General features: G+C 38.2%; 19 protein-coding genes and 1 riboswitch. Of the genes, 5 read left to right on the top strand and 14 right to left on the bottom strand.

All coding sequences use genetic code 11. From position 1 onward, the window contains the following. Nucleotides 1–59 precede the first annotated feature (59 nt). Together H1R81_RS20205 and H1R81_RS20200 are read left to right on the top strand one after the other, a co-directional pair. Nucleotides 60–653: a DinB family protein gene (locus H1R81_RS20205; RefSeq protein WP_181842549.1), complete on the top strand. Its 594-nt coding sequence runs from the start codon at nt 60–62 to the stop codon at nt 651–653. Between the two features lie 20 nt (nt 654–673). Continuing rightward, complete coding sequence (locus H1R81_RS20200) at nt 674–1,120, top strand: nuclear transport factor 2 family protein (protein WP_181842548.1); 447 nt, start codon at nt 674–676, stop codon at nt 1,118–1,120. A 72-nt stretch (nt 1,121–1,192) separates the two neighbouring features. On the opposite strand, the gene H1R81_RS20195 is transcribed toward H1R81_RS20200, so the two are convergent. The 3 genes from H1R81_RS20195 to H1R81_RS20185 are packed head-to-tail and all read right to left on the bottom strand — an operon-like array spanning nt 1,193 to nt 3,564. Continuing rightward, complete coding sequence (locus H1R81_RS20195) at nt 1,193–1,840, bottom strand: lysoplasmalogenase (RefSeq protein ID WP_181842547.1); 648 nt, start codon at nt 1,838–1,840, stop codon at nt 1,193–1,195. A gap of 13 nt (nt 1,841–1,853) precedes the next feature. Then, a complete protein-coding gene (locus tag H1R81_RS20190) occupies nt 1,854–2,999 on the bottom strand; it encodes a M28 family metallopeptidase (RefSeq protein ID WP_181842546.1) in 1,146 nt (381 codons plus the stop codon). Between the two features lie 28 nt (nt 3,000–3,027). Further along, entirely contained in the window at nt 3,028–3,564 is a 537-nt protein-coding gene (locus tag H1R81_RS20185) for a 5' nucleotidase, NT5C type (protein WP_181842545.1), read from the bottom strand. A 145-nt stretch (nt 3,565–3,709) separates the two neighbouring features. Beyond that, nucleotides 3,710–3,908: riboswitch (cobalamin riboswitch) on the top strand. Nucleotides 3,909–4,019: 111 nt separating this feature from the next. Here H1R81_RS20185 and H1R81_RS20180 point away from each other — a divergent pair. The 3 genes from H1R81_RS20180 to H1R81_RS20170 all read left to right on the top strand — a co-directional run bounded on the left by H1R81_RS20180 (nt 4,020) and on the right by H1R81_RS20170 (nt 8,381). After that, on the top strand, nt 4,020–5,900 hold the full coding sequence (locus H1R81_RS20180; protein WP_181842544.1) for a TonB-dependent siderophore receptor: 1,881 nt from the start codon (nt 4,020–4,022) through the stop codon (nt 5,898–5,900). 4 nt (nt 5,901–5,904) lie between these two features. After that, nucleotides 5,905–6,966, top strand: coding sequence for a YncE family protein (locus H1R81_RS20175; protein WP_181842543.1), 1,062 nt, complete (start codon nt 5,905–5,907; stop codon nt 6,964–6,966). 167 nt (nt 6,967–7,133) lie between these two features. Continuing rightward, on the top strand, nt 7,134–8,381 hold the full coding sequence (locus tag H1R81_RS20170) for a DEAD/DEAH box helicase (RefSeq protein WP_229251179.1): 1,248 nt from the start codon (nt 7,134–7,136) through the stop codon (nt 8,379–8,381). Between the two features lie 21 nt (nt 8,382–8,402). On the opposite strand, the gene H1R81_RS20165 is transcribed toward H1R81_RS20170, so the two are convergent. From H1R81_RS20165 to H1R81_RS20115, 11 genes are all read right to left on the bottom strand, one after another. After that, nucleotides 8,403–10,076 carry a hypothetical protein gene (locus tag H1R81_RS20165; protein WP_181842542.1) on the bottom strand — a complete coding sequence of 558 codons (1,674 nt, stop codon included), beginning with the start codon at nt 10,074–10,076 and terminating at the stop codon, nt 8,403–8,405. A gap of 31 nt (nt 10,077–10,107) precedes the next feature. After that, nucleotides 10,108–12,321 carry a DUF4175 family protein gene (locus H1R81_RS20160; RefSeq protein WP_181842541.1) on the bottom strand — a complete coding sequence of 738 codons (2,214 nt, stop codon included), beginning with the start codon at nt 12,319–12,321 and terminating at the stop codon, nt 10,108–10,110. Next, a complete protein-coding gene (locus H1R81_RS20155; RefSeq protein WP_181842540.1) occupies nt 12,318–13,541 on the bottom strand; it encodes a BatA domain-containing protein in 1,224 nt (407 codons plus the stop codon). Before H1R81_RS20155 ends, H1R81_RS20160 begins: the two co-directional genes overlap by 4 nt. 2 nt (nt 13,542–13,543) lie before the next feature. After that, nucleotides 13,544–14,404, bottom strand: a complete 861-nt coding sequence (locus H1R81_RS20150) for a DUF58 domain-containing protein (RefSeq protein ID WP_181842539.1) — start codon at nt 14,402–14,404, stop codon at nt 13,544–13,546. A 4-nt stretch (nt 14,405–14,408) separates the two neighbouring features. Then, nucleotides 14,409–15,386, bottom strand: a complete 978-nt coding sequence (locus tag H1R81_RS20145) for a MoxR family ATPase (protein ID WP_181842538.1) — start codon at nt 15,384–15,386, stop codon at nt 14,409–14,411. A 3-nt stretch (nt 15,387–15,389) separates the two neighbouring features. Beyond that, nucleotides 15,390–16,004 carry a DUF4159 domain-containing protein gene (locus H1R81_RS20140; protein ID WP_181842537.1) on the bottom strand — a complete coding sequence of 205 codons (615 nt, stop codon included), beginning with the start codon at nt 16,002–16,004 and terminating at the stop codon, nt 15,390–15,392. A gap of 140 nt (nt 16,005–16,144) precedes the next feature. Then, nucleotides 16,145–17,482 (bottom strand): TldD/PmbA family protein, encoded by a 1,338-nt coding sequence (locus H1R81_RS20135; protein ID WP_181842536.1) that lies wholly within the window; start codon nt 17,480–17,482, stop codon nt 16,145–16,147. A gap of 151 nt (nt 17,483–17,633) precedes the next feature. Continuing rightward, nucleotides 17,634–19,274 (bottom strand): TldD/PmbA family protein, encoded by a 1,641-nt coding sequence (locus H1R81_RS20130; RefSeq protein ID WP_181842535.1) that lies wholly within the window; start codon nt 19,272–19,274, stop codon nt 17,634–17,636. 253 nt (nt 19,275–19,527) lie between these two features. Next, nucleotides 19,528–20,844, bottom strand: coding sequence for a TldD/PmbA family protein (locus tag H1R81_RS20125; RefSeq protein ID WP_181842534.1), 1,317 nt, complete (start codon nt 20,842–20,844; stop codon nt 19,528–19,530). A 29-nt stretch (nt 20,845–20,873) separates the two neighbouring features. After that, the gene (locus tag H1R81_RS20120; protein WP_181842533.1) at nt 20,874–22,520 is read right to left on the bottom strand and encodes a TldD/PmbA family protein; all 1,647 of its coding nucleotides are present in this window, start codon (nt 22,518–22,520) and stop codon (nt 20,874–20,876) included. A gap of 420 nt (nt 22,521–22,940) precedes the next feature. After that, nucleotides 22,941–24,374: an alpha/beta hydrolase-fold protein gene (locus H1R81_RS20115; RefSeq protein ID WP_181842532.1), complete on the bottom strand. Its 1,434-nt coding sequence runs from the start codon at nt 24,372–24,374 to the stop codon at nt 22,941–22,943. Between the last annotated feature and the right edge of the window lie 65 nt (nt 24,375–24,439).

The following is a 24,439-nucleotide window of genomic DNA, read 5'->3' as shown; positions in this document are numbered from 1 at the left end:
TAGGTTTTAAGCAGTAAGATTTAACAAAAATTGTAATTGAACAAACACCATTTTTATTTATGAGAAAACTCATTCTTTTTCTATTGATTTCCGTTTCTGCCAATGCACAAAATAAACTATGGACAGAAAATGACAGACAGGAATTAATAGCCAATCTAAAAAAGACAAGAGATAGCCTGATTAAAGAAACCCAGAATCTGAGTATTGAACAATGGAGTTTCAGAGAATCGCCGGAACGCTGGACAATTGGAGAAATAGTTGAGCATTTGGGCTTATGGGAAAGGATTTTTGCACGCGAAACAAATATAGCCTTACGTAGCAAATCAACCCCTGAACTGAATGCTTCATCAAAACCGGATAGTTGGTACATAGACTTTATCATGGAAGAAAAGGTACATAATGCACCTGACTATGCCCGTCCGACTGGCTATATGCAAGGTAAAGATAACCTGACTACCTTTCTGAAAATCAGAGAACAAACAATTAACTTTATTGAAACTACTCAGGCCGATTTAAAAGCACATTTTGAGCCCGTTGGTGGTGAGAATTACCGCAATGTGCACCAGATATTTATTGTTCAGTTTGGCCATGTATCTCGCCATATCAGACAAATTAAAAAGGTGAAAAATCATCCTGATTATCCGAATCTATAAATCTTAAATATGTTATTCATATGAAAACTATTGAACAAACCGAAACAACAATTGATCTTACCCGTAAAGGAACCTGTGTTGAGTTTTTCTCAGCATATCAGGACCTTGATATTGATCGCATGGTAAACCTATTTACACTTGATGCCACCATTGATTTTAAGCCATTAGGCGAAAATGGAAAAGGTAAAGTGAATGAATTAGGAAAAGGTTTATGGAGTGCTTTAATCGATGCCTTCCCTGAGCTTGATAATACAATTGATACTTTTAATGTTGACGGAGATAAAGTTACCTGCTATGTTACAATTTTTGGCACACAAACCAAAGAATTTGCCGGAATCCCAAGCAAAGGCCTAAAATTTGAGAGCGACCATGTTTTTGTATTTGAATTTAATGAAGACGATAAAGCGACTTCACTCTCTGTTGATTGGAATCATACAAGTTTTACACAACAATTGGGATTAATATAGCCATCAAAAACTTTTATGATAAGTAGTAATAATATTCTTCAGAGTTATTACTACTTATTTTTATATTGCTATTTACGCTTTGCGACTAACTAATAACCCTTGAATAATCATGTATTGGGCTACCACATAAGTAGCCATAATCCAAAGCCCTGATAAAGGAATATTAACCACAAATTTGCTGAGAGCAATTAAGGAATCTGAAAGGATGAATATAATAGCACCAATAAGCACTAATTGATAACTCTTATCACTTACTTTTCTCTCACTGGCTCTGATTCCCATCAGTGTAATCACTACTGAATAGATTATAATAGGAATTTTAAAATCACTTGGGAGTTTGTTCAATAAGAAAAATAATAACAAACAGGAATAGGAGATAAAGGGTAACCAGCGGAAATGGCGTGATTCCCCCTCTTGTTGAAAGAGTATTACATAGCATACCTGTGCCAATAAAAATGAGCCTAAGCCTAATAAGAAGAATAGCTGGTTTTGTTTCTGAAACATCAGAAAGGTATCGCCCAGACAAGAGAATAACAAGGCCAATAAAACAATTTTATCTCTTGTATTAAAGGTTGTTTGTGTATGTTTGAAATAAAAAAATCCTAATGTAATCATCAGGAGAGGTTTTGTGATATAGCCAAGCCATTCGTTTTCGATAATACCCGAAACTATATTTATAATCGAAAGAGTAAAGAAAATTACAGTCTGGTTACGGTTCATAGCGTGAGGAAGGTTAAGTTTGGTTGAGGTGTTCTCCGATTTTCTCTGCTAATATAATAGCCTTTTCCATAGGGATGAAATCTACATTAGAAAGAATATCAGTCGGTCGATGAATATTGGGCATTCTGCCATTAGAATCAAGCGCTGCTAAAGTCACAGCAGGGATACCCGCCCTCTGAAACCAAACCGAATCAAAATCAGCCGTATGCCATGCTCCGGTGGTTACTTCTTTCAGGGTCGATAGCTCAGAAACCGATTGTTTGGCTATTTGAATCAACTTATTATCATAAACAATATTCGACCAGCTACCTGTTTGAGTAATGATTTTCAGATTCCCGTTGCCCAAAGTATCGAAATTAACCAGATAAGTTTCTTTATTAAATTCAGTATAATGTTTTTTCAGATAAGCTCTTGAGCCAATCATGCCTACTTCTTCTGCGCCTGTTAAGATAAGTTCAACTTCAAGGTCAGATAGGTTTTTTGCCCATAACTTCTGTGCCGTAGCAATAGCCGCAGCCGCACCCGTAGCATTATCAGAAGCACCATTTGAGTACCCTAATCGGAAATAATCAACCGTACCCACCACTCCTTGCAGCAGAAAATAAAAAGCTAAAATATTACCTAATAGTAAGATAAAAGCATTAGGTACAAGAAACTGAGAAATAGCCACAAACTGTGCTAATATCATCAAAAACAAACTTATTTTTAATGATTGTCGGAAGTTGCCTACCAACTCAGGCCGATACAATACCGAAATAGGGGCTGTATCCCAATGAGCCATTAAGATAAGTTTTTTGGGTTTTACTTGCCTATTGTTTTTAGGCTTAACAATAAGATTATAAGAAGTAACCAACGGCGGGAAATTGGTAACAGGCGAGGCATACCAATTAAAGTAGAGCATAGCCATCGTTACAAAAATCAATGTCAGAAACAGCCCAACGATAGGAGAGAAGTTGAGTGCCAGTAAACCTATTACTAACCCACCAATCAACCACCAAACGATGGAGATATACGTTTTAGGCGTTTTGAAAGATTCTCTGGCTACCTCCTGTTCCGCAAACAAACTGGTCAGATACTCAAGCACAGGAATTTCATTGGGCGTAGCCACACCTCTGTTTGAAAAAGACGCTAATTTCTCTACAATTTGTTTTGCAGTCATTGGTATAGCATTATAAATGGCTTAAGTTTTACTCATTATCAAAAAATGCCTCAATCTCTTTCCAGGATTTGAATCTCTGATACCCTTCAACTTTCTGGTTATGAATCGCACTGAACATCAACGTTTTACCTTTAAAAGTCTTCAGGTTTTTCTCATGGTCGTCAATCATATAATCAGCCGCCACAATACTTTTATCACCACAAAGTACAATGTTTCTCCACGAAATAAACGGGAAGTGCTCTTCCAGCCAATCCTTTTTATCTTTCAATGAGTTAGGAAACTCCGTAGCCGCCGAAACGATAAATACCTCATATTTTTCATGCAATTTTTGCACTACTTCTATCGCATCAGCCATTACTTCTACATCTCTGAAAAAACCAGGTTTAAATACTTCTTCTCTGATTTTGTGGTAGTTTTTTTCTTCGAATATTTCAAAATAAGACTTGTTTTCAAAATGTTCTTCTGTGAAAGCCGTGCCGATGATATGGTTATAAGTTTTGAGAATCTTTCTTCCGGTAGCCGCCATTACGTCGTCCATATCAATGGCAATTCTTTTTTTGGTCATGAGTATTTCGGTTTTGTTTGTGCGAATATAAACATAGATTTTACAACATTCGAAAACTAATTACATCTGTTTTAATAATTACTACTGAAAGCAGAGAAACTACTATTTTTTGCAGAAATTCTTATTCTTTTCAAAAATCGTTTATACCTTTGCATCAGTTTTAGGTGCCTTATATGGTTTTCAAGAGTCATTTCAAGGCTTAATAGGGAATCCCGTTTAAATCGGGAGCTGTCCCCGCAACTGTAAGTTTCATCTAAGCATTTCTTCTACATGGCCACTGGTAATCGGGAAGGCCGGAAATGTTGAAACAAGTCAGGAGACCTGCCCAAGACTATCCTTATTTGTGCTTTACGGCGGATAAAGACAAGTGAGCGACAGATTATCATTCATCTTTATTATTTCAATATTTGAGCATTTCGGTTAAATGCTTTTTGTCTAAGGTTTCTCCCTTGGTCATGGCGTGGTTTTTACTATCGTCTGCTTATGTCTTTGCCCAGACTGACTCAACCAGAATGCTTGACGAAGTTTCGGTCAAAAGTTTTGCGCCAACCCGCTTCATGGCAGGTCTAAAAATTCAAAGTATTGACTCTGCTTCATTGCAACAGGCAAAGTTTCAGACACTGGCTGATTTTTTATCATTTCAGGCGCCTGTCAATTTCCGCCCTTATGGGAGTGGACAATTGACAACAATCGGGTTACGCGGTACCTCAAGTAACCACACAGCAGTACTCTGGAATGGTATAAACATCAATTCACCAAGTACCGGCCAAAGTGATTTTTCTACACTACCCGCCGCAGGTTTTGATTTATTGGCTATTCAATATGGTTCTTCGTCTTGCGTAGTAGGCTCTGATGCCGTAGGAGGAAGTATCCTTTTGGATTCTAAACCCGTCTGGGAGAAAAATGTACAGGTAAATCTGGGGCAACGAGTAGCCAGTTTTGATAATTGGCAAAGCCAATTCAATGTTCGTTTATCAGACAAACGTGTTTCTTCTAAAACCCTTTTTTATAAAGGTATTCTCAATAATAATTTCCCTTATACTGAAAGAAAGTACTACCCAATCGAATACTCTACCACAGACTCAAAAGGCTTTATTCAGGATTTGTTTTTTCTGACTAAAAAACAAAATCAGATTTCGCTGAATATCTGGTTGTCAGATAATAACGTCGAGATTTCACCACAATCAATTCACACGCGAGAGGTATTACAAACCCAAGCTGTCCGGGTTCTGAATACCTATCAGTTTAAAAAACTGACAATCAGAGGTGGCTATGTGCAGGATATAACCAATTATGGTAAAGGAGATTTTATTAAACCAAGTCGCACAGCAATCGACCGTTTCTTAATTCGTGCCGAGCATGAATGGAAAATTTCTAAGTTTGTAGTGCATATAGGTACTGAAGCCGCTCATGTAATAGCGCATGTAGATGGATATGATAAAGCCAATATTGCTGAAAACAGGCTTGATTTTTTTGTTTGGTTGCGCTATCAGGTTTCATCAAAATTTTTGACTACACTTAATGTCAGACAAGCCTTCATTAAAAGTTTTGACCCACCCATGGCACCTGCTTTAGGGGCTGAATACCAACTCGCTAAATTTGTTAAACTCACAGGTAACCTTTCCCGCAGTTACCGGATTCCCACAATGAACGAACGTTACTGGTCTGAATTAGGCGACCCTAATCTCAGACCAGAAGACGGCTTTAACAAAGAACTGGGTATTAACTGGAATTATTCAAAAAATGATTTCAGTTTCAGTTCTTCGCTAAATGCCTATCATAACCTGATTAATAATTGGGTGTACTGGAACCCCGAAACTAACTATCGGGTACAGAACCTTCAACAGGTTTTAGCCAAAGGAATCGAGTTTTCGAACAAGGTTTTATACCAACATGGCCAAATCTCTTCTGGATTAACAGTACAATATGCTTTTACGCATTCTTCTCAGCAAAAGGCTTATGACAATTTTTCAGCCGATGTGATTGGTAAACAACTGATTTATATTCCAAAACACAATTTTACGGCTAATCTTTTTTATCAGACTCAAGCTCTTGGAAAAGGAGAGTTCTTTAAAAAACACGGAATGCCACTCCGTGCTACGCTCCAATGGCAAGCCAATAGCCGACGATACAATACATTCGACAATTCTAAATGGTTTGACGGACAACAGATTTTTAACGTGATTCTGGAAAACGGTTTGAAATGGAAACACATAGATGGAAGAGTATTTTTTCAGGTCAATAATGTGTTCGACGAACTATATCTGAATTCCAAACGCAATGCCATGCCGGGCAGAAATTACGCAATCAACTTAGTATTTAATATAAACAAGTAATACAATGAATTTTAGAAAATTAACACTACTCAGTTTTGTTTCAATCGCACTTTTTTCTTGCGAAACCAAAGAAACAGAACCTGCACAACCTTATGACTCTGGCGTATTTGTAATTAATGCCGGAAATTTTTTTGATAATAACGGCTCTATTTCTTTGGTGCAAAGAGATTCAAAAACTGCAATGATTGACATATTTCAAAAAGAGAATGCACGGACTATTGCAGGGGGAATTACAGATTATGCAGAAGTAGATAATAAAGGAATTATTCTGGTTGATAATTCTACAGATGGGCAAGATGCCATTGAAATCGTAAACGCCCGTACTTTTAAATCAGAAGCTACAATTAAAGAAGTCGAGAATCCACGAAATGCCATAAAAGTAGCTGCCAACAAAGCCTATGTTGTTTGTTGGGATGTGCTTAATAGCGATTACTCGTATAAACCTGGATATGTACTGGTAATTGACCTTCTGACAAATAAAGTAATCAAGAAAATTACCGTGCAAAATGGAGCAGAAGGAATTGTGGTAGTAGGCAACGAGGCTTTTGTTGGTAACAACCCGTATTCAGGCAAAAGTGAAATTTCGGTTATAGACATAAACAAGGATGAAGTATCTACTAAAATCACTTTAAAAGGCGGTACTACTAACCTGATAGTTGATGCCAATAATAAAATCTGGTGTTCGGTCGATAAAGAATTTTTACGAATTAATCCATCCACTAAAGCAATAGAAACCACGATAAGCACTGAAAAAACTACCGAAAAAGTACCGGGAATGTTAGTCTTAAATGCTAATAAAACAACTATTTACTTTGATTATTCACATTGGAGTACAGGCGGCGAAATATATAGCTTTAATATAGCTGATGCTACTATTTCAACAACTACACCTTTAATCAAACGCACTTTTTCGGCTTTGGGATATGATGCAAAAGAAAATGTACTATATACTGCTATTACGCCATCATACAAACAAGCAGGGTATGTTTTCAGATATAAACCAACGGGGGTATTAATCGATTCAATAAAAGCTGAAATAGCACCAGTTAAGTTTTTGTTCAAATAAAAAGTTGGTTGGTCAGGCATAGACTAAATAAAATTTAAGTTTAATCAGCTGTTAAATTAATGGCTAAATGAAGGGTGTGTAGAATCTCTGATATTTCGTTTTTCTACACATTTTTCATTTATTAATGTTATATTTACATTTTACCAATTAAAATTCCTGACTAATACTTGCAATTTAACGAACTTAATCTGCACCATGACCTGCTATCGGGTGTAGATGCCATGAATTACATTCAGATGTCTCCCATACAGGAGCTGACCATCCCTATTATTCTTGCCGGAAAAGACCTGATCGCTTCTGCCCAGACAGGTACAGGCAAAACGGCTGCTTATCTTATCCCGTTACTTGATCAGGTAATACGTTCGCAAAGTAATCAGACCTCTGCACTTGTGCTTGTGCCCACTCGTGAGTTGGCCAAGCAGATTGATGAACAGATTGAAGGATTCAGCTATTTTATTAATGCTACAAGTATTGCAATATATGGTGGTGGTAAAGGAGAGGATTGGGATCAGCAAAGAAAAGCCCTTGTGCATGGTGCAGATATTATTATCGCTACTCCTGGTCGCCTGATGGCTCACATGAAATCCGGAGAAATAAAATTTGACCATATCAAGTGCCTTGTATTAGATGAAGCCGATAAAATGCTTGATATGGGTTTTTCGGATGATATTCTTTTCATAATTAAACATCTTCCTGCCAAACGTCAGAACCTGATGTTTTCGGCAACAATGCCCAAAAAGATAAGAGATTTTGCCAATAAAATTCTGAATCACCCCGAAGAAGTAAGATTGGCCACTTCAAAACCGGCTGAAGGAATAGACCAACAGTTTTATTTGGCTAATGATACCCAGAAGATTCCTTTACTTGCACATTTGCTTAAGAGTGCCGATGTTCAGTCTGTCATTATATTTTCCTCTCAGAAAATGATGATAGATAAAATCATCAGGGCATTAACAAAACTCAAATGGGATGCCAGAGGAATTTCTTCCGATAATTCGCAAGAAGAACGTGAAAACGTATTGCGGGATTTTAAGAATAAGCAATACAAAATTCTGGTTGCTACTGATGTACTTTCACGAGGAATTGATATTAATAATCTTAGTCATGTCATTAATTTTGACGTGCCGCGCGATGCAGAAGATTATATTCACCGCATCGGTCGAACAGCCCGGGCAGAAACCACAGGCACGGCTATCACCTTTATTAATGAAAAAGACCAGTATCGCATTCGAGGTATAGAAAAACTCTTAGAAAAAGAGGTAGAGAAACAGAGCATTACTGAAAGTTTAGGGTTAGGTCCGGCTCCCGAATACAAAGTTGCCAGTACAAAGAAAGAATTTAAGAAATCATCAGGCCATAAGAATAAATCAAAACGAAGATTTTTTCGTCCGGCTAAAAAACCTTCTGAGAATTGATAATAAATAATGGGGAAATCTTTAAAAATTCAGTTTAGGCTCTAACCAGAGAGCAACAAAACCCAATATAATGAGTCCGTACCACATCCAATCAGGTAGGGTAGCTATTAAAGTTTGGGTTGATGAAATGCTATCAGCACTCTCAAAGTTTTGATGTAACAGTATAGTGTCCTGAATTTGTTTGCTATTCTGAAGAGAATTGTTCTTTTCTTCTACAAAAATAAATAGTGAATCCTGAAAATTTTGCCAGCCTTTTTTTCTGAAAACGTAGTTAGCTGTGAAAGATAATGGATTAATCACTGATTGTGTTAGTTGAGTAGTATCCTTAGCTAATTTCAGGTTGCCCGATGTTACTGAAAGATTATTTAACACAACAGATGCTTGGGTATCAACAAAAATGGGTGCCGCTATATTGATATTATTCTGAGAAGCCGGATTGAGTTGCTGAAATACACTATACCAGATTTTGTTGTAACCCAGACTATCACCACTCAATTTCAAGGGAAAAGTTTCATTTAATAGGCTTAAACCAACCTTGCCAACTTTTTTCTGAACTGCAATAGGATAATTGTTGATGGATTTCTGATTGATTTTGTCTTCAAAATTGTAAGGTAAAGCCGTCAGATTTTCATTGATAGTAATAAATTGCTCATTAGAAATCTTCTTGATACGCCAGTTTGTACCTAATGCCTGATTAATTTTTTTTATGTCTTGCTCAGGAGAAACACAATTAATAAATAGCACACTTTTACCATCTGCTAAAGCCTTTTTAACCAGGGGATGAGTGGTATTACCTGGATCAGTTATAATTAAATCAGGGTTGAATCCTTTTGTTTGGGAAGTTTTATTAATAGAAACCTTGCTTTGCGCATCTTTGGCAATAGTAGTGACAATTTCAACACGATGATTATTTTTTCCTAACCATTCTGATAGATTTTTACTTTCAAAATCCGGGTTTTCTAAAATAAACAATATGCTAAAAGGCGTCGGCTGATGGCTATAAAAATGAATTGCTTGCAAAGGCTCATTATCTAATGCTAAAAAGGCTTCTGTCTGTCCGATTGTAAAGGCCGGAAAACTAAAATGAAAAGAATTAAAGCCCTTTTGCAATGTCAGACTATCCAGAACCTGAATTCCGTATCTGATACTTAATGTTTTAGTTTCATCTACTGCTATCTTTCCATTTACCTCCTGTATATCCCCTTTTCTGACAATTCCTTTCCATTGCAAGTCTTGTAGTTGATTACTACTATAGTAAGGCAACCAGTTCAATTTTTTCTGACTTAGCTGGCTAAGCGTTTGTGAGCTGAAATCTTGGCCTAATAGATAAATATTGCCTGATTGCTTAATCAGATGAGGGTTTTTAGCAGTTGCTTTATTGAAATCCCGGCTATTGAAACTTTCACTGATATGTAGGCTATCTTTAATTTTTTGTGTATAAGTGGCAGGTATATTTGTCGCAGTCAATAGAATTTTATTGGTATCAGTAGTGTACTTCCATTCAGGTTGAAAAATGAAAAAGAAAATCAATAGCCACACAATTATATTTAAACCCAGGCGTATATATAAACGTTTTTTAGGCAACGATTTGGCTTGAATAAGCAGCCATAACTGTATAAGCAATACAATGCTTATACAGGCATAGAGTATCCAGTTTGATTGAAAAAATACCAATATAAGTATCAAAAATGTCATTGTTCAGGTTTAGCTGTTTCTTAAAAGTGGATTATTGGATATTTTTCCAGAATGCCTTTTCTAATTTTTTCTCTCCTATATAAGATTTATTCAAAATTCCCTTTGATTGGCTAATGGCAGTCAACTGATAAAGTTTAGCTTTTAAATCTGCCTTTTCGGCGGCCGTTAAATCTTTGTCATTAATTAGTTTTTGTAGCTGATTCAGAACCGACCAGTTAGACAATTGGCTATTCATCACTTTTGTACTAAGGTAATTACCTAATACCAGAATCTTCTGCTTTTGTTGTCCATTAAGTTTATTAGTTTCTGCTTTGGTATCAATTATACCTAATACTTCTGCCACTAACCTTTCTATTTGTTGCTGAGAAAAACTCTTTTCGTAGCTGAAAGCTTCATTGAACTTTGTCAATTCACCTGTCAGGCGTTTTTCTTTTTCTTTAATAGGAGGAGGGTCGAAGCTGGTTTTCTTCACAAAGGTTCGTGCCTTTTGTTGAGCCGATTTCAAAAACTCCAGAGCTTTTTTCTCAAAAGGCAGCGCTTTCTCTGGCTCATATAATCTGAGGTGTAGTTCTGACTGCCACATTTGCTCTAAGGCCATTTTTAATAAACTACGTGTCGATTGTTCATAAAATGTATTGGTTTCTGCATCATCATGATTATGAACATAATCTTTCAGAATTGCAGCTACCGGATCATCATTTTCTGCATTATTATGTGTTCCATGGTCATGGCCATCGTTATGCGGTTTTTCGCCATCTTCATGGTCGTGTTCACCCTCATCGTGTGCGTGTGTAAAACCTTTCAATAATTCTGCTGTTTCGGTACTTGCATCAGTCGGTAAGGCACTCCCACCACCAATAGAGTTTTCAAACTCTTCACCTAAGTATTGTCCATAGCGCAGGCGCAATGCCTTCTGGTCGAAACCTATTTCGTTTGAAGTACTATTAAAATCTTTCTGGTTAATCTTATTTCTTTTAGCAATCAGCTTTTCAGTATCTATAATAATCTGCCTCTGGCTTCTGAAATATTCAGGTAGAATGTTCATAGCCATGGTTGCCATTTCGGCCTCTTCGGTTTTAGAAGTATCTTTATAAACAATAAAATAAGTATCCGATTTGGTATAATTGGGTTCCGGTCGTTTATTATCAAAAGCCGCCCAGTAATAGTATAATTCATCACCTGGAGCAAAATTCAATGCTTTTAAATCAATACTTTTGCTTACATTGGCTTCTTTAAAATTAGCTTGGTTAATCGGGAGTTTTACTTCTCTGAACTTCACATTTTCACCCGAACCTCGGGCAACTGTAGCTACAATAAAAGCCTGTGTCACCAAAAAATCATCAGATATTTTTGCAGAGACCTGTACTGTTTTCGGGTCTTTCAGAAAATGGTATTTATATAGTTCCTTAGACCCAGGGTCTATTTTTGGGGCTAAATCAGGTGTAGCTTCTAACCGGTAATAATCTGACTGATAAATAAGCGAGTCTTTCCAATAGGCTTTGAAGGCATACAGACCCGAACCTTGCAATATATCCGAATGCTCAAACACTTCGCCCAACTTCTTAAATGCTAATTCTTCACCTCGGTTATTACTAAGTTTAACGACTAAGTCCTGTGAATGACTAAACTCCAATTGCCATTTTAAAATAGAACCACCTATGGCAGAAGCATTCAAGTCATTAGTTGCTCTGATTGGAAGTTTAGTATAGGCAGGAGGGGTAATAGTTAATAAAGCCTTGTTAAAGACAGGAGTTGTAATTGTTTTTTCTGCTGGTTGATTGATTTGTGTTCGATTGCCGGGTATTTTTTCTGATGGTTTCGCTTTTAAAAGTGGATAACCCAAATAAACACCGATGGATACTAGAAGTGCTACTGCTGGTATCCATATTTTTGGACTGATTGCCTTAGGAATCTTCTGATTATTAAGTTTGTCGGCTAACCTCTCTAACTGCAATTGCTCGGCAATATTTGGTTGAGAAACAGTTAATAGTTGAAGGCTATATTCAGCATCGTCAATGTTTTGATGGATAAATTGTACGGCATCATTTTGTTTATCCTGAAAAAGTCCGGTAAAATAAGCACTGACTGCAAACCCAATAAGCCCACCTGTCAATGACAGAGTCATAGATTGACTAAATGCTGAAAGCAATAAAAATAAGGAAATAGCTATCAAGGCACTCGTCACTAAAGCAGTGGCATATAACTGGTAGCGTACACCTGATATAATATGTTTTACCTGATTCATGCGTTTTTGCGAATAGCGATATAACGTTCGATACCTAAAATAATGATAAATGTTAAAAGTATTATCTTTGAAAACTCACTTTCTTCCTGTATATGCCCATGCCCTGCGTATCTGAACAAACTATTCAACTGCTGTTGACTTAAAGAGTATGAAACAGGATTTAATTGATAATGCTGTACGAGTATTTCTCCCAACCATTCAGGCAGCTCTCCATTAAAAACAAGCTCAGATGTTTGCGGACTTAAGCTAAAAGGGATATTTATAATATTTTTCTGATAATCCAGTTGACTATTTGGTACCTGAAAGGAGTTGGACAAAATAAACAAAGTTGATGGCGAAAAGACTTCTGATTTTGATGGGACTTTATTGCTAAATACCCAATCATATTTTTTTGTTGATGAAAGTTCAGGATCAATGTTTATTTCTATCTGATACACTTCTGCCAATGCCTTTAATGAGGCTGCAATAGTTTGTCTTTCAGTTTTATCTGTATTAAGTAATAATACGTTAATGGTATTATTGTGAATAGCATTAGATACGTATCTGCCATTTCTGTCTAATTCATTGTTCCCTACTAACTGATTTGCAGCATTGACAAATAGTTTTTGGTTATTGGCAAAAGCTAAAAAAGGTTTCGGAGTTTTACTCAAAGAACCATTAACTGTGTGTAGATTGAACTCGTTAGGTATAAAAATATTACTTCCCCGTGCTAATCCTTGTTGATTGATAAAGTATATTTCTAAATGCTCTTTATCCGCTAAAACCGCCATTTGGTTCAGGCAGGATTGTAATATAATCGGGTTAAAATCTTTTGCTACTGGTAGCTGACTCAAGTCCTCAATGGGTATTGGTTTAGCTTGAATCCAATAGAGCTTTTCTCCTTTTTTCTGTGCTTCTTCTAATTCAAATTTGAAATTATTGACAATCAGATTATTGGGTTGTATCAAATGGATTTTTTTAGTTGCACTTTGATTATTTGACCAATTGATAAGCGGTTTGCTCAAAAAGAAGCATAGTAGCAGGATAAGTAGGCAACGGAGTAATAGCAATAGAATATTGTCTAAACGAACCCCCCTTGACTGCTGAAGGTTTTTTTCGATTAGCCATTGGGTAGCTGCCCAGTCTATTACTTTTCCTTTCTTTTGATGCCAGAAATGGAGTATTATTGGTATGGCAATAGCCAGACCTCCCCATAGCATTAAAGGATTTAACAATTCCATACTTATAATTTCCGTTTCTTTAATGATTCTGTAATGACCCTCGCAATGGGCTCATTAAGTGTTATTCTGATTAAATTTACGTTTGGTATTCGCAGTGCTTCTTCTAAATTTTTCAGATAGGCCAATGAAGCTGTTTTAAATTCTTCTTTAATAGCTTCTGCCTGTAATTCTATTTCCTGTTGCGTTTCCAAATCTCTGAAACGATAAAAACCCTTTAAATCAAAATTTACCTCTTCTTCGCCTAATACCTGAAAAATTACAATATCTCGTCTTGGATTAGCTATATTCTGAATCAATTTTAACCATTCATCACTTGCCTGTAAAAAATCAGAAGCAAATACGATTACTTCTTTTTGCTTCTGCTGAAATTCAGGAAACTTAGGATTACTGTTTTTCCAAGGTCCGCTTGCTTCGGCTTTCTCTAATGAATACAAAATACGTTGGAATGATTGCTTACCCGCCGGCACTAATGTCTGCAAGTTGCCGTTTTGCAAGGCATATAAACTCATCTGGTCGCTTTGGCGATAACCTAAATATGCCAGAGATGCCAGTAAAAGCTTGCAGTAGTGTAGCCGACTCACTGATTTCTCCTGATAATTCATAGAGCCTGATAAATCTAATACAAAACGGATATGCAGGTTACTTTCGGTAGATGATTCCCTGACCAGGTGTTTTTGTGTACGGGCATAGAGTTTCCAGTCAATTCTTTTGGGGTCATCACCTGGTTCATAATGTCTGTACTGCTCAAATTCTGTTCCGATACCCGAACGTTTGCTACCATGGATGCCCAACATAACTTCTTCACTAACCAATCGGCCAGCCAGTTGCAGATTATTTAATTTAATGAGTTCGGTAGTGAGCATCAGATTATTTTTTCAACAATTCCCCAATCACATCATCCGCAGTAATATTCTCAGCCTCCGCACGGAAATTCAATGCGATTCTATGTCGTAATACCGGATAAGCTAAAGTTTCAATATCTTCCGGTATCACCGAAAAACGTTCGTTCAATACGGCTCTGGCTTTTGAACATAGAATCAATGCCTGCCCTGCACGAGGCCCAGCTCCCCAATCACACCATTGTTTCACAAAAGTAGAAGTACTATTGGCAGGACGTGTATTTCTAACTAATTGGTTCACTCTTACAATTAATTCATCACTGATATGTACCTGTCTCGTAAGTTTTTGTAAGTCAATAATTTCATTATCTGTCAATACTGTTTGCAAGGTTTGTTTACCAATACCAGTAGTGTTTTTCAATACATCCAATTCTTCCTGTTCTGATGGATAGTTAAGCTTGATATACAATAGAAAACGGTCTAATTGCGCTTCTGGTAATGGATAAGTACCTGCCTGTTCAATAGGGTTTTGCGTAGCAATAATTAAAAAGGGTAGGGGCAGGGCATAGTTTGTACCGGCATAGGTAACTTTATATTCCTGCATGGCTTCTAATAAGGCTGCTTGCGTTTTAGGAGGTGTACGGTTAATCTCGTCAGCAAGAACAATATTGGCAAAGATGGGGCCCTGGTTAAACTTGAAAAACTTCTTGCCTGTTTCATGGTCTTCTTCCAGAATCTCGGTACCGATAATATCGCCTGGCATTAAATCGGGTGTAAACTGAACACGTTTGAATTTCATGTCGAGTGCTTCTGCCATGGTTTTTACCATCAATGTTTTGGCCAGTCCGGGTACACCTTCCAGCAAACAATGCCCACCTGCCAACAGACTGATTAATATTTCATTGATAGCCTCTTGCTGACCAACAATGACCTTACCGATTTCTTTTTTTAAGTGTGGTAATTTAGCTACCAGTGATTTATAATGGGTTAATGCTTGTGTTTCCAATGTTTAAACTGTTAATGCGTAATTAATGATGTTTACACCAAATTTGGTATTGTCTTCGGCTAACCACCGTTTATTTCTGAAATCATAGTCCCATTCGCAACCATAATCTTTATTGCTGTATAATACTCCGATTCTTCCGTTAATCTGTATGGCTTTCAGATAATCGTGCACAAGGTCATCACCCCAGCCGTTCAGCTCGAAACTGGTGGTAGGAGGCCCATCAAAATGAAAGAAAGAGTGATAAATAGGGTGAGTATTGGGTATTTTCTGGAGTGCTTTTGGACCAAAAGTACGACTCATTTCCTGCTCGAAAGATTTGGCAAAGAGCCCGTCAACGTCATGATTGCAATCATCAACAAAGACAAAGCCTCCGTTTTCGACATACCTCCTGAAATGGTCTCTTTCCTGACTTGAAAATTCTACTAATTTATGACCACTCAGGTAACAAAAAGGGCTTTTAAATATTTCGTTACTATTCAACAATACCACCTTTTCTTTTTCGTCGATAGGTATGGTAGTATATTCCACCAGCGAATTCAGGATATTGACGGGCATACGTTGATCAGTATCCCAATCCCCCGAAGTATATTGAATCCGAGTGAAAACGAATGGTTTCAAATTTGATGAAGTGCTGATTATCAATTCTTTTCTTTGGTGATTTTGGTTTGGAGAAAGGCAAATGGAACATAGAGAAACGAAAAAAATCAAAAACTTTTCATCATTTTTCTTTTTTCTTGTTCCATTCGCCTTTTCCTTACTTAAACCGCATCCGAAAGTGAAGAGAAGGTAAATTCTCTGATTTTCATTGGCGGTACTATATAATTCTGATTCGATTCTGTACTTACTACACGCTCTGGTTTACCCAATGTTTCAAGGTTATTAAGCATGATAATCGGACTTTCATTAAAACGGAAATTCTTGATTGGGTGTTTGATTTTACCATCTTCAATATAGAAAGTTCCGTCACGTGTTAGTCCCGTTTGCAATAATGTTTGTGGGTCAACTGAGCGGATATACCATAATTTGGTTACTAAAATACCTCTTTTGGTACTTTTAATCATATCTTCAAGTGTAGCTGTACCCCCTTCCATAATCATATTATTCGGAAAAGGTACAGGTTTAACCCCTTTTTCTTTCGCCCAGAATCTTGAGTAAGCAAGGTTTTTTACAACACCTTTTTCAACCCAGAATAATTTCTTCTGAGCCTGACCATCGCCTGACCATGCTGCAGCAGGCAAATCAGGATGCTGAGGATCTGAGTAGAAAGTTACTCGCTCATCTACTATTTTTTCACCTAATTTGGTCTTGCCACCCGGTTTACTCATTGATGAACGTCCTTCGTCTGCACTACGGGCATCCATATCAAAGTAAAGGTTTTCTAAAAGTACTACTCCGGCAGTTGGCTCTAAGATAACCGTATATTTGCCTGGCTCTAAAGCCTTTGCTCCTACAGAACCAACCGATTTCTGAATGGCAATTCTGGTAGCTGCGGCTGTATCTAATTTGTTAACATCACTATAACCCTTGGCAACATATCCCGAACCTGTGCCATCCGGGGTGCGGACAGTCAGTGAGAAATTAACATTCGAATCGAGGTAGTAGGCAAATAAACCTTTAGAGTTCATCATAGCATTATAGCCTTTGCGGTCTTCTAAAAATCCTGCTGCAACCAGATTCTGATCTCTTGATAGTTTAAGACTTTTCTCTACGGCATCTGCACGGGTGGCAGGAGTGATATTGGCAGTAGAGTCAAAATAACCACTCGATTTTACATATTGTTGCGGCTCCAGAACCCCTACATATTCTGGATTTTCAGGAGCTAATTGTGCTAATTCTTCCGAACGACGTACTACTTTTTCAATAGACGCGTCGTCTAATTCGTCAATAGTAGCAACACCTACTTTTTTGCCGTAGGCCGATTGCACCTGTAAATTTACATTAGTGAGTGCACCACTGGTAGATACCTCGTTACGAGCATATCTTATATTACCACGTGTTTCACCCAGCAGATTCACTTCACATTCATCTGCTTTGGAATATTTTAAAACCTTTTGTAACAAGGCTTTAGCTTCTGCTTCGGTTAGTATAACAGCCATTGATTTTAAGATTAAAGGTTAATGGAACAAGGAAAAAGGTTAAAGCAATAAGCGAACACCGCGCGGGTCAAAAGGAGAAGTATTTGTTATCAAATCAAATTAATATTTTCTACTTTCTCCATTCTCCGTTTTCCTTTCTCCGATAAAAGTATTAGATTTTACGAGCCGTATTAATGACATTAACACCATTAAAACGAGTCGTTGAACTACCATGAGATACCGCACTTGATTGAGAAGGTTGCCCCTTCCCATCAAAGAACGAACCGCCTAAACGATAGTCTCTTTCGTCGCATATCTGCGTACAAGAATTCCAGAATTCCTGCGTGTTCGATTGATACGCCACATCTTTTAACATTCCTTCAATCTTACCATCTTTGATTTCATAAAACAATTGTCCGCCAAACTGGAAGTTATAGCGTTGCTGGTCAATTGAGAAAGAACCATCGCCGATAATGTATATTCCTTTCTTCACATCTTTAATCATTTCTTCAACCGAAAGCGGGGTTTTACCCGGTGCTAACGATACATTGGCCATACGTTGGAATTGAACCGACGACCAGCTATCTGCATAGCAACATCCGTGTGATTCTTTTTCGCCAATAATATGTGCCTGATCTCTGATAGCCTGATAATTTACCAGCGTTCCGTCTTTCACTAAGTCCCAGCGTTTGGTTTGCACACCTTCGTCGTCCCAACCTACAGCACCTAATGAACCTACCTGTGTTTTATCAGCAAATAGATTTACTTGTTTGCTACCATAGTTGAAGTTTTTGCTTTGCCATTTATCTAATGTAGCGAATGAGGTACCTGCAAAGTTGGCTTCATAACCCAATACACGGTCAAGTTCTAATGGGTGACCTACCGACTCATGGATTGTTAACCATAAGTGAGATGGGTCTAATATTAAATCATATTTACCTGCTTCTACTGATTTGGCTGTCAGTTTTGCTTTGGCTTGTTGAGCTGCTGCTGTTACGTCTTCCAGCATATCATAACCTTTGTTATAACGGGTAGTAATACCAGTTACTTTATCGGATGGATTCACCTGCAGGTATTCATACCCCATACCAACCGGCGCACTCAACGCCTGTCGGGTTTCAAATTTACCTGTTTTGGGGTCAATAGCTGTTACAGCAGCAATAGGCCAGATACGGTGAATATCCTGGTCGATATATGAGCCATCGGTTGAAGCAAAATATTTTTGCTCGTTCACCATAAATAATACCGAGTTAACATAGTTAGCACCATTTTTCAGTGCAGCATCGTTAACACTTAATAATAAATCTACTTTTTCTTTGATAGGTACTTCAAAGGCATTCTTTTTAATCGGAGCTTTCCAGCTTACTTCTCCAAAACCTTTTTGTGGAGCTAATTGTACAGGCTCTTTCAACAATTTGGAATTGGCTTTTGCAATAGCAACCGCTTCTTCAGCAGCCTTGGCTGTATCGGCTTCTGTTTTGGCATCTACCACAGCGGCAAATCCCCAGCAACCGTTGGCAATTACACGCACGCCTACCCCATAAGATTCAGTATTGACGATATTCTGCACTTTGTCTTCACGTGTTACGACAAACTGATTGAGGTATCGGCCGATACGAATGTCCGTATAGGTTGCTCCTTTGGCTTTAGCAGCATTTAAGGCAGCATCAGCCAAACGCTTTTTGAGTGCTACATCAATGCCTCCGTCCAATAAGGCTTCTTGTGAAACCGAATTGCCTATAATCGGAATATTGGGCAACATCATTGCGCCAAATCCCATACCAGATAATTGGATAAAGTCTCTTCTTTTCAAAGCTTTTTCAGTTTTTAGTGAGTGAAAGATTAATAAATTAGTACAATTATAAAAGTAAGAATTAAAATGGACTTAATACTAACCCAGTACGGGGGATTTTGATAAATGGCCCGATAATGTGCTAAAAGGCCTGTTAAATGATGTTAAAAACCCTAAAACCCCTATCCCTAAATCCCTTTCCCCAACAGTGGGGAAAGGGACTTCTTCGTCCCCTCCCCACTGTTGGGGAGGGTTAGGGAGGGGTATTGTTTATTTACACCGCATCAGAAAGCGATGAGAAGGTAAAGTCTCTGATTTTCATTGGAGGAACCATATTGCCACTTACACGAACCGGAGCACCTAATGCTTCAAGATTGTTCAACATGATTACCGGGCTTTCATTGAAACGGAAGTTTTTTACAGGAAATTTGATTTGTCCTTTCTCTATATAGAAAGTTCCGTCACGTGTAAGACCTGTATAGAGTAAGGTCTGAGGGTCAACGGCACGTATATACCAGAAACGCGTTACAAGAATACCTTTTTCGGTGCCTTTTATCAAATCGGCTAAAGATTGTGTACCACCCTGCATCAGGAAGCCATTGGGTGGTGGAACCGCCTTTACTCCTTTTTTATCTGCCCAGAATCTTGAGTAGTATAGGTTTTTAACCACACCATTCTCAATCCAGTTAATTTTTTCCTGTGGACGACCATCGCCTGAGAATCCTGAATTAGGCACTTCCTGATTTGTTGGGTCAGAATAGATATTTACCCTTTCATCGAATAGTTTCTCACCTAACCGGGTACCACCACCTTTTTTACTCATAAAGCTTCTGCCTTCATCGGCATTACGGGCATCTATGCTGCGCATCATATTTTGCAACAAATCAACAGATGCCGCAGGCTCTAAAATAACGGTATATTTTCCTGGCTCTAAGGCCTGAGCGTTTACCGAAGCCATCGCTTTTTGCATGGCAACTTCAGTCGCAGATTTGGTATTCAGTTTCGATACATCATTATAATCTTTGATTGCATAGCCTGAACCCAGACCATCAGCCGTACGAACTGTAATAGAGAAATCAACCGAAGTTGATTTATTATAACCGAATAAACCCTTGCTATTACCAATAGCAAAGAAACCTGTCGTATCTTCTAAATAACCTGCGGCCACAAGATTCTTTTTAGAGCAAGGATCAATACTGTCAAAAGCTGCTTTCGCTCTGTAATCCGGGTTAATATCTGCCGTGCTTTGCGAGAATGTATTCGATTCTAAATAGGTTTGTGGGCCTAACATCGGCATATACTCAGGATTTTCAGGAGCAAGCCTGGCGATTTCTTCTGCCCTGCGAACTGTTTTTTCTAAAGAGGCATCATCAAACTCGTTGATAGTTGATGTACCTGAGCGTTTGCCGTAAACGGCCGTAACCGCCAATGATAAATCAGTTGATTCGCCACTGGTAGAAACAGTATTACGGGCATAACGAATATTTCCTGTGCGACGGCCTGTCAGACCTACACTCATTTCGTCTGCTTTTGAGTAGGCTAAAACCTTGTCAATTATCTTTTTAGCTTCTTCTTTTGTTAATATTGCCATTGTGAATGTTCTTTTTGAGAGTGTTTAGATTAACCAAGTTTTCTGCCTGTATTAATGACGTTAACACCATTAAAACGAGTAGTAGAACTACCATGCGACACCGCGCTTACCTGCGATGGCTGACCTTTTCCATCGAAGAATGAACCGAAAGTACGGTAATCATCTTTGTCACAAATCTGTGCACATGAGTTCCAGAACTCCTGCGTATTTGACTGATAAGCTACATCATCAAGCATTCCAGCTATCTCGCCATTTTTGATTTCATAAAATAGCTGTCCGCCAAACTGGAAATTATAGCGTTGCTGATCAATTGAATACGAACCACGACCGATGATATAGATACCTTTCTCTACACCCTTAATCATATCCATCACGTTCAGTTTTTCTGCACCCGGACGAAGCGATACATTCGGCATACGTTGGAATTGCACCGAGTTCCAGTTATCAGCATAGCAACAGCCATGCGATTCTTTTTCACCCAGAATATTCACCTGGTCTCTGATAGCCTGATAGTTAACCAGAATACCGTCTTTAATCAAATCCCACTCTTTGCAAGGCACGCCTTCGTCGTCGTATCCAACAGTTCCTAAGGTATAAGGCTGAGTTTTATCGGCAACAATGTTTACTTGTTTGCTACCATAATTAAAGCTCTTGGTTTTCCATTTATCTAATGTTGCAAAGCTGGTTCCGGCATAATTGGCTTCATATCCCAATACACGGTCTAATTCAGTCGGGTGACCTACTGACTCGTGGATAGTTAATCCTAAATGGTTAGGGTCAAGCACTAAATCATATTTCCCCGGAAGAACCGACTTAGCTGTCATTTTTTCTTTGGCTTGCTTGGCAGCATTAATAGCATCTTCTACCATATCATAAGAGTTACGATACCCTACCAGACCATTTGGTCCGGGTATTTTCTCGCTTGCTAATCCATCTAAATACTCATAACCCATACCCATTGGCGAGCTGATAGCATCACGGGTTTTGAATTTTCCTGCTTGTCGGTCAACGGCTGTTACCGTGAATGTAGGCCAGATACGGTGTACATCCTGGTCAATATATGAGCCATCAGAAGATGCGAAATACTTTTGCTCGTTTACAAAAAACAGATTGGAAGTAACAAAGCCTGCGCCATTTTTCATGGCTTCACTGTTTACTTTCATCAATAAGTCGATTTTCTCCTGTACCGGAATCTCAAAAGCATTCTTTTTGATTGGCGTTTTCCAGGCAACTTCGCCTACACCTTTTTGAGGAGCCAATATCACAGGCTCTGTCTGGATTTTTGCATTGGCTTTAGCAATGGCAACGGCAGTTTCTGCTGCTTTGGCGATACCTGCATTGCTCACATCGCTGGTGGCGGCAAATCCCCACGTACCATTGGCAATCACTCTGATACCCACACCATACGACTCAGCGTTTACGATGTTCTGAACTCTGTTTTCACGGGTGAAGAGGAACTGTTGAAGATAACGTCCGATACGTACATCGGTGTAAGTAGCTCCTTTGGCTTTAGCGGCGTTGAGTGCCACATCGGCCATTTTCTTTTTCGTAGCGGCGTCAGCCCCGGGCTCGAGCAGGTGTTCAACCGGAACTATGTTACCTAAAACAGGTATGGTTGAACCCATCATAGCCCCCAGACCCATACCCGACAATTGGATAAAATCCCGTCTTTTCATAATTGGGTGAGTAATTGAAGTTTGAAAGATGAAATACTATTCGTAAAAATGAAAAAAAACTCGATACTTCGCAATTTTTACCGTAAAATTCACCCAATATGGGTGAATAGCAGGTACTTGGAGAGGGTATAAGTTTAGTTTATTTTAAAAATTCTTACTTAAACATAAGAAAAAATTAAATGACGACCGCCTCGTTACGACCAAATAAGGCTTTTTAGCGACTTAAAAACATGAAAAGATGGTAGCAGAATTGTATTTAATTAATTTATGCAACATTGTTGCAATTAAAGTAATTGTGTTTTATATTTGCAACGTAAAACCCTATACAGGTAGGTTTTAATCAGTAGAAATACTGTTTATAGATGTTTTTATTTCGAAATCCGAAGGTTCTTGACTTTCGGATTTTTGTTTCGGATGGTTTCAATTGTTTTGCTTTAGTTCATCACGTTTCTGCGCAAACAACCAATCCAACAACCCGGGCGTATCACTTACCTCAGTCCATATATTATGGGCTTTGTCAGGATATTCAGTGTATTTTGGTTGCCCTCCTGCTTTTTTCATGGCTTCAATCATTACCCGTGAGCCAATTACCGGAACATTGATGTCTTTAGCCCCATGAAAAGCCCATACAGGTATATTGATAATGTTTTTAGCCAGGGAAGCATCTCCTGCCCCTGAAATCGGAATGGCAGCCGCAAATAAGGTAGGGTGAGTAGAAATAAAATGCCAGACACCATAACCCCCTAAAGAATTACCAGCTACATAATACCGATTGGTGTCAAATGGAAGTTTTTGTTGTAATTTGGCAATTACTTCGAAAACCAGGGAATCGACAGTCAGAAAATTAGGGATACCTCCCCAGGTAGTACCTACAGGACATTGGGGCACCAAAAGAAAAGCAGGATATTTAGCTCTGTTTTCAGGTTTGGAAAGTAAAGGTACGGGCAATGATGAGCCAATCTGTTTCAGATTATCTACCCCACTGCCAGAACTGCCATGCAAACAGACTACTAATGGATAACGCCTGGTTGAATCATAATTAAGGGGTTTCAATAAGCGATATCGGAGGGTATCGTTGTGGGTATTGATATAGATGCCTGCTTCAAAGGGTTCAGCGAGTTTTTTCAGATGGGCATCTTCTCGTCTGGCATTTTTATCAATATACAGACTATCCATCAATAAATTGGAACAGAAGTACAATCCTCCCATAACTATAATAAATATAGAAAAATTGATAGTGTTTATCCACAATTCCACATTAGCCGCAGGTTTGTCTGTACCTGTTTTCTTTTCTTCCAGAAAATGAAAAATAAAGGCAATAGGCACTAATGTTCCTGCTAATCCGATCCATTGTTCTATATGCATCAGCATGCCACTTTGCATAAAACTGGTAGAGTTTATGGTCAGAATAATAGCTGAAGTCATAATGATTCCTACAATCAATAACACAATTCCAGCTGTCCTCAACCATGGCTTTTTACTTGTATCGGAACTGAGCAGACCAATAGCGTACAAGATGCCTGCCACAAGAGAAATGATAATAAACAGAATATGATAATTGAGTATCTCCTTCGTCTGCATGAGTCTCAGAAAGGAGAAAAAATGCAAGGTAGAGGCAGCAATAGACAGAATTAGTGCCCAGAAAACAAATGAATATCGATAGAAATGAAAGTATTTCAACAAAATAATTGCCCATACCAACCATACCAGAAACTCAAAAGTAAACCAACCACTGATTGATGGCAGATTACTGGCTTGCACACCAATCAACAGATAGACGATGCTCTTAAACAAAATAAGAACAGCATAGATAGCAGTAAAAGTAATGGCAGAGGAATAGAAATTTCGCGGCATAAATGGTATGTGGTTGAATAAGTCGAGAGAGGAAAGATAAGAAGACTATTGCAAACATACAATAG

It is taken from the genome of Emticicia sp. BO119, from assembly GCF_013912375.1.
GTDB lineage: Bacteria > Bacteroidota > Bacteroidia > Cytophagales > Spirosomataceae > Emticicia.
Note: the sequence above shows the minus strand (reverse complement) of the source record. Positions and strands in the feature narration are given on the sequence as shown.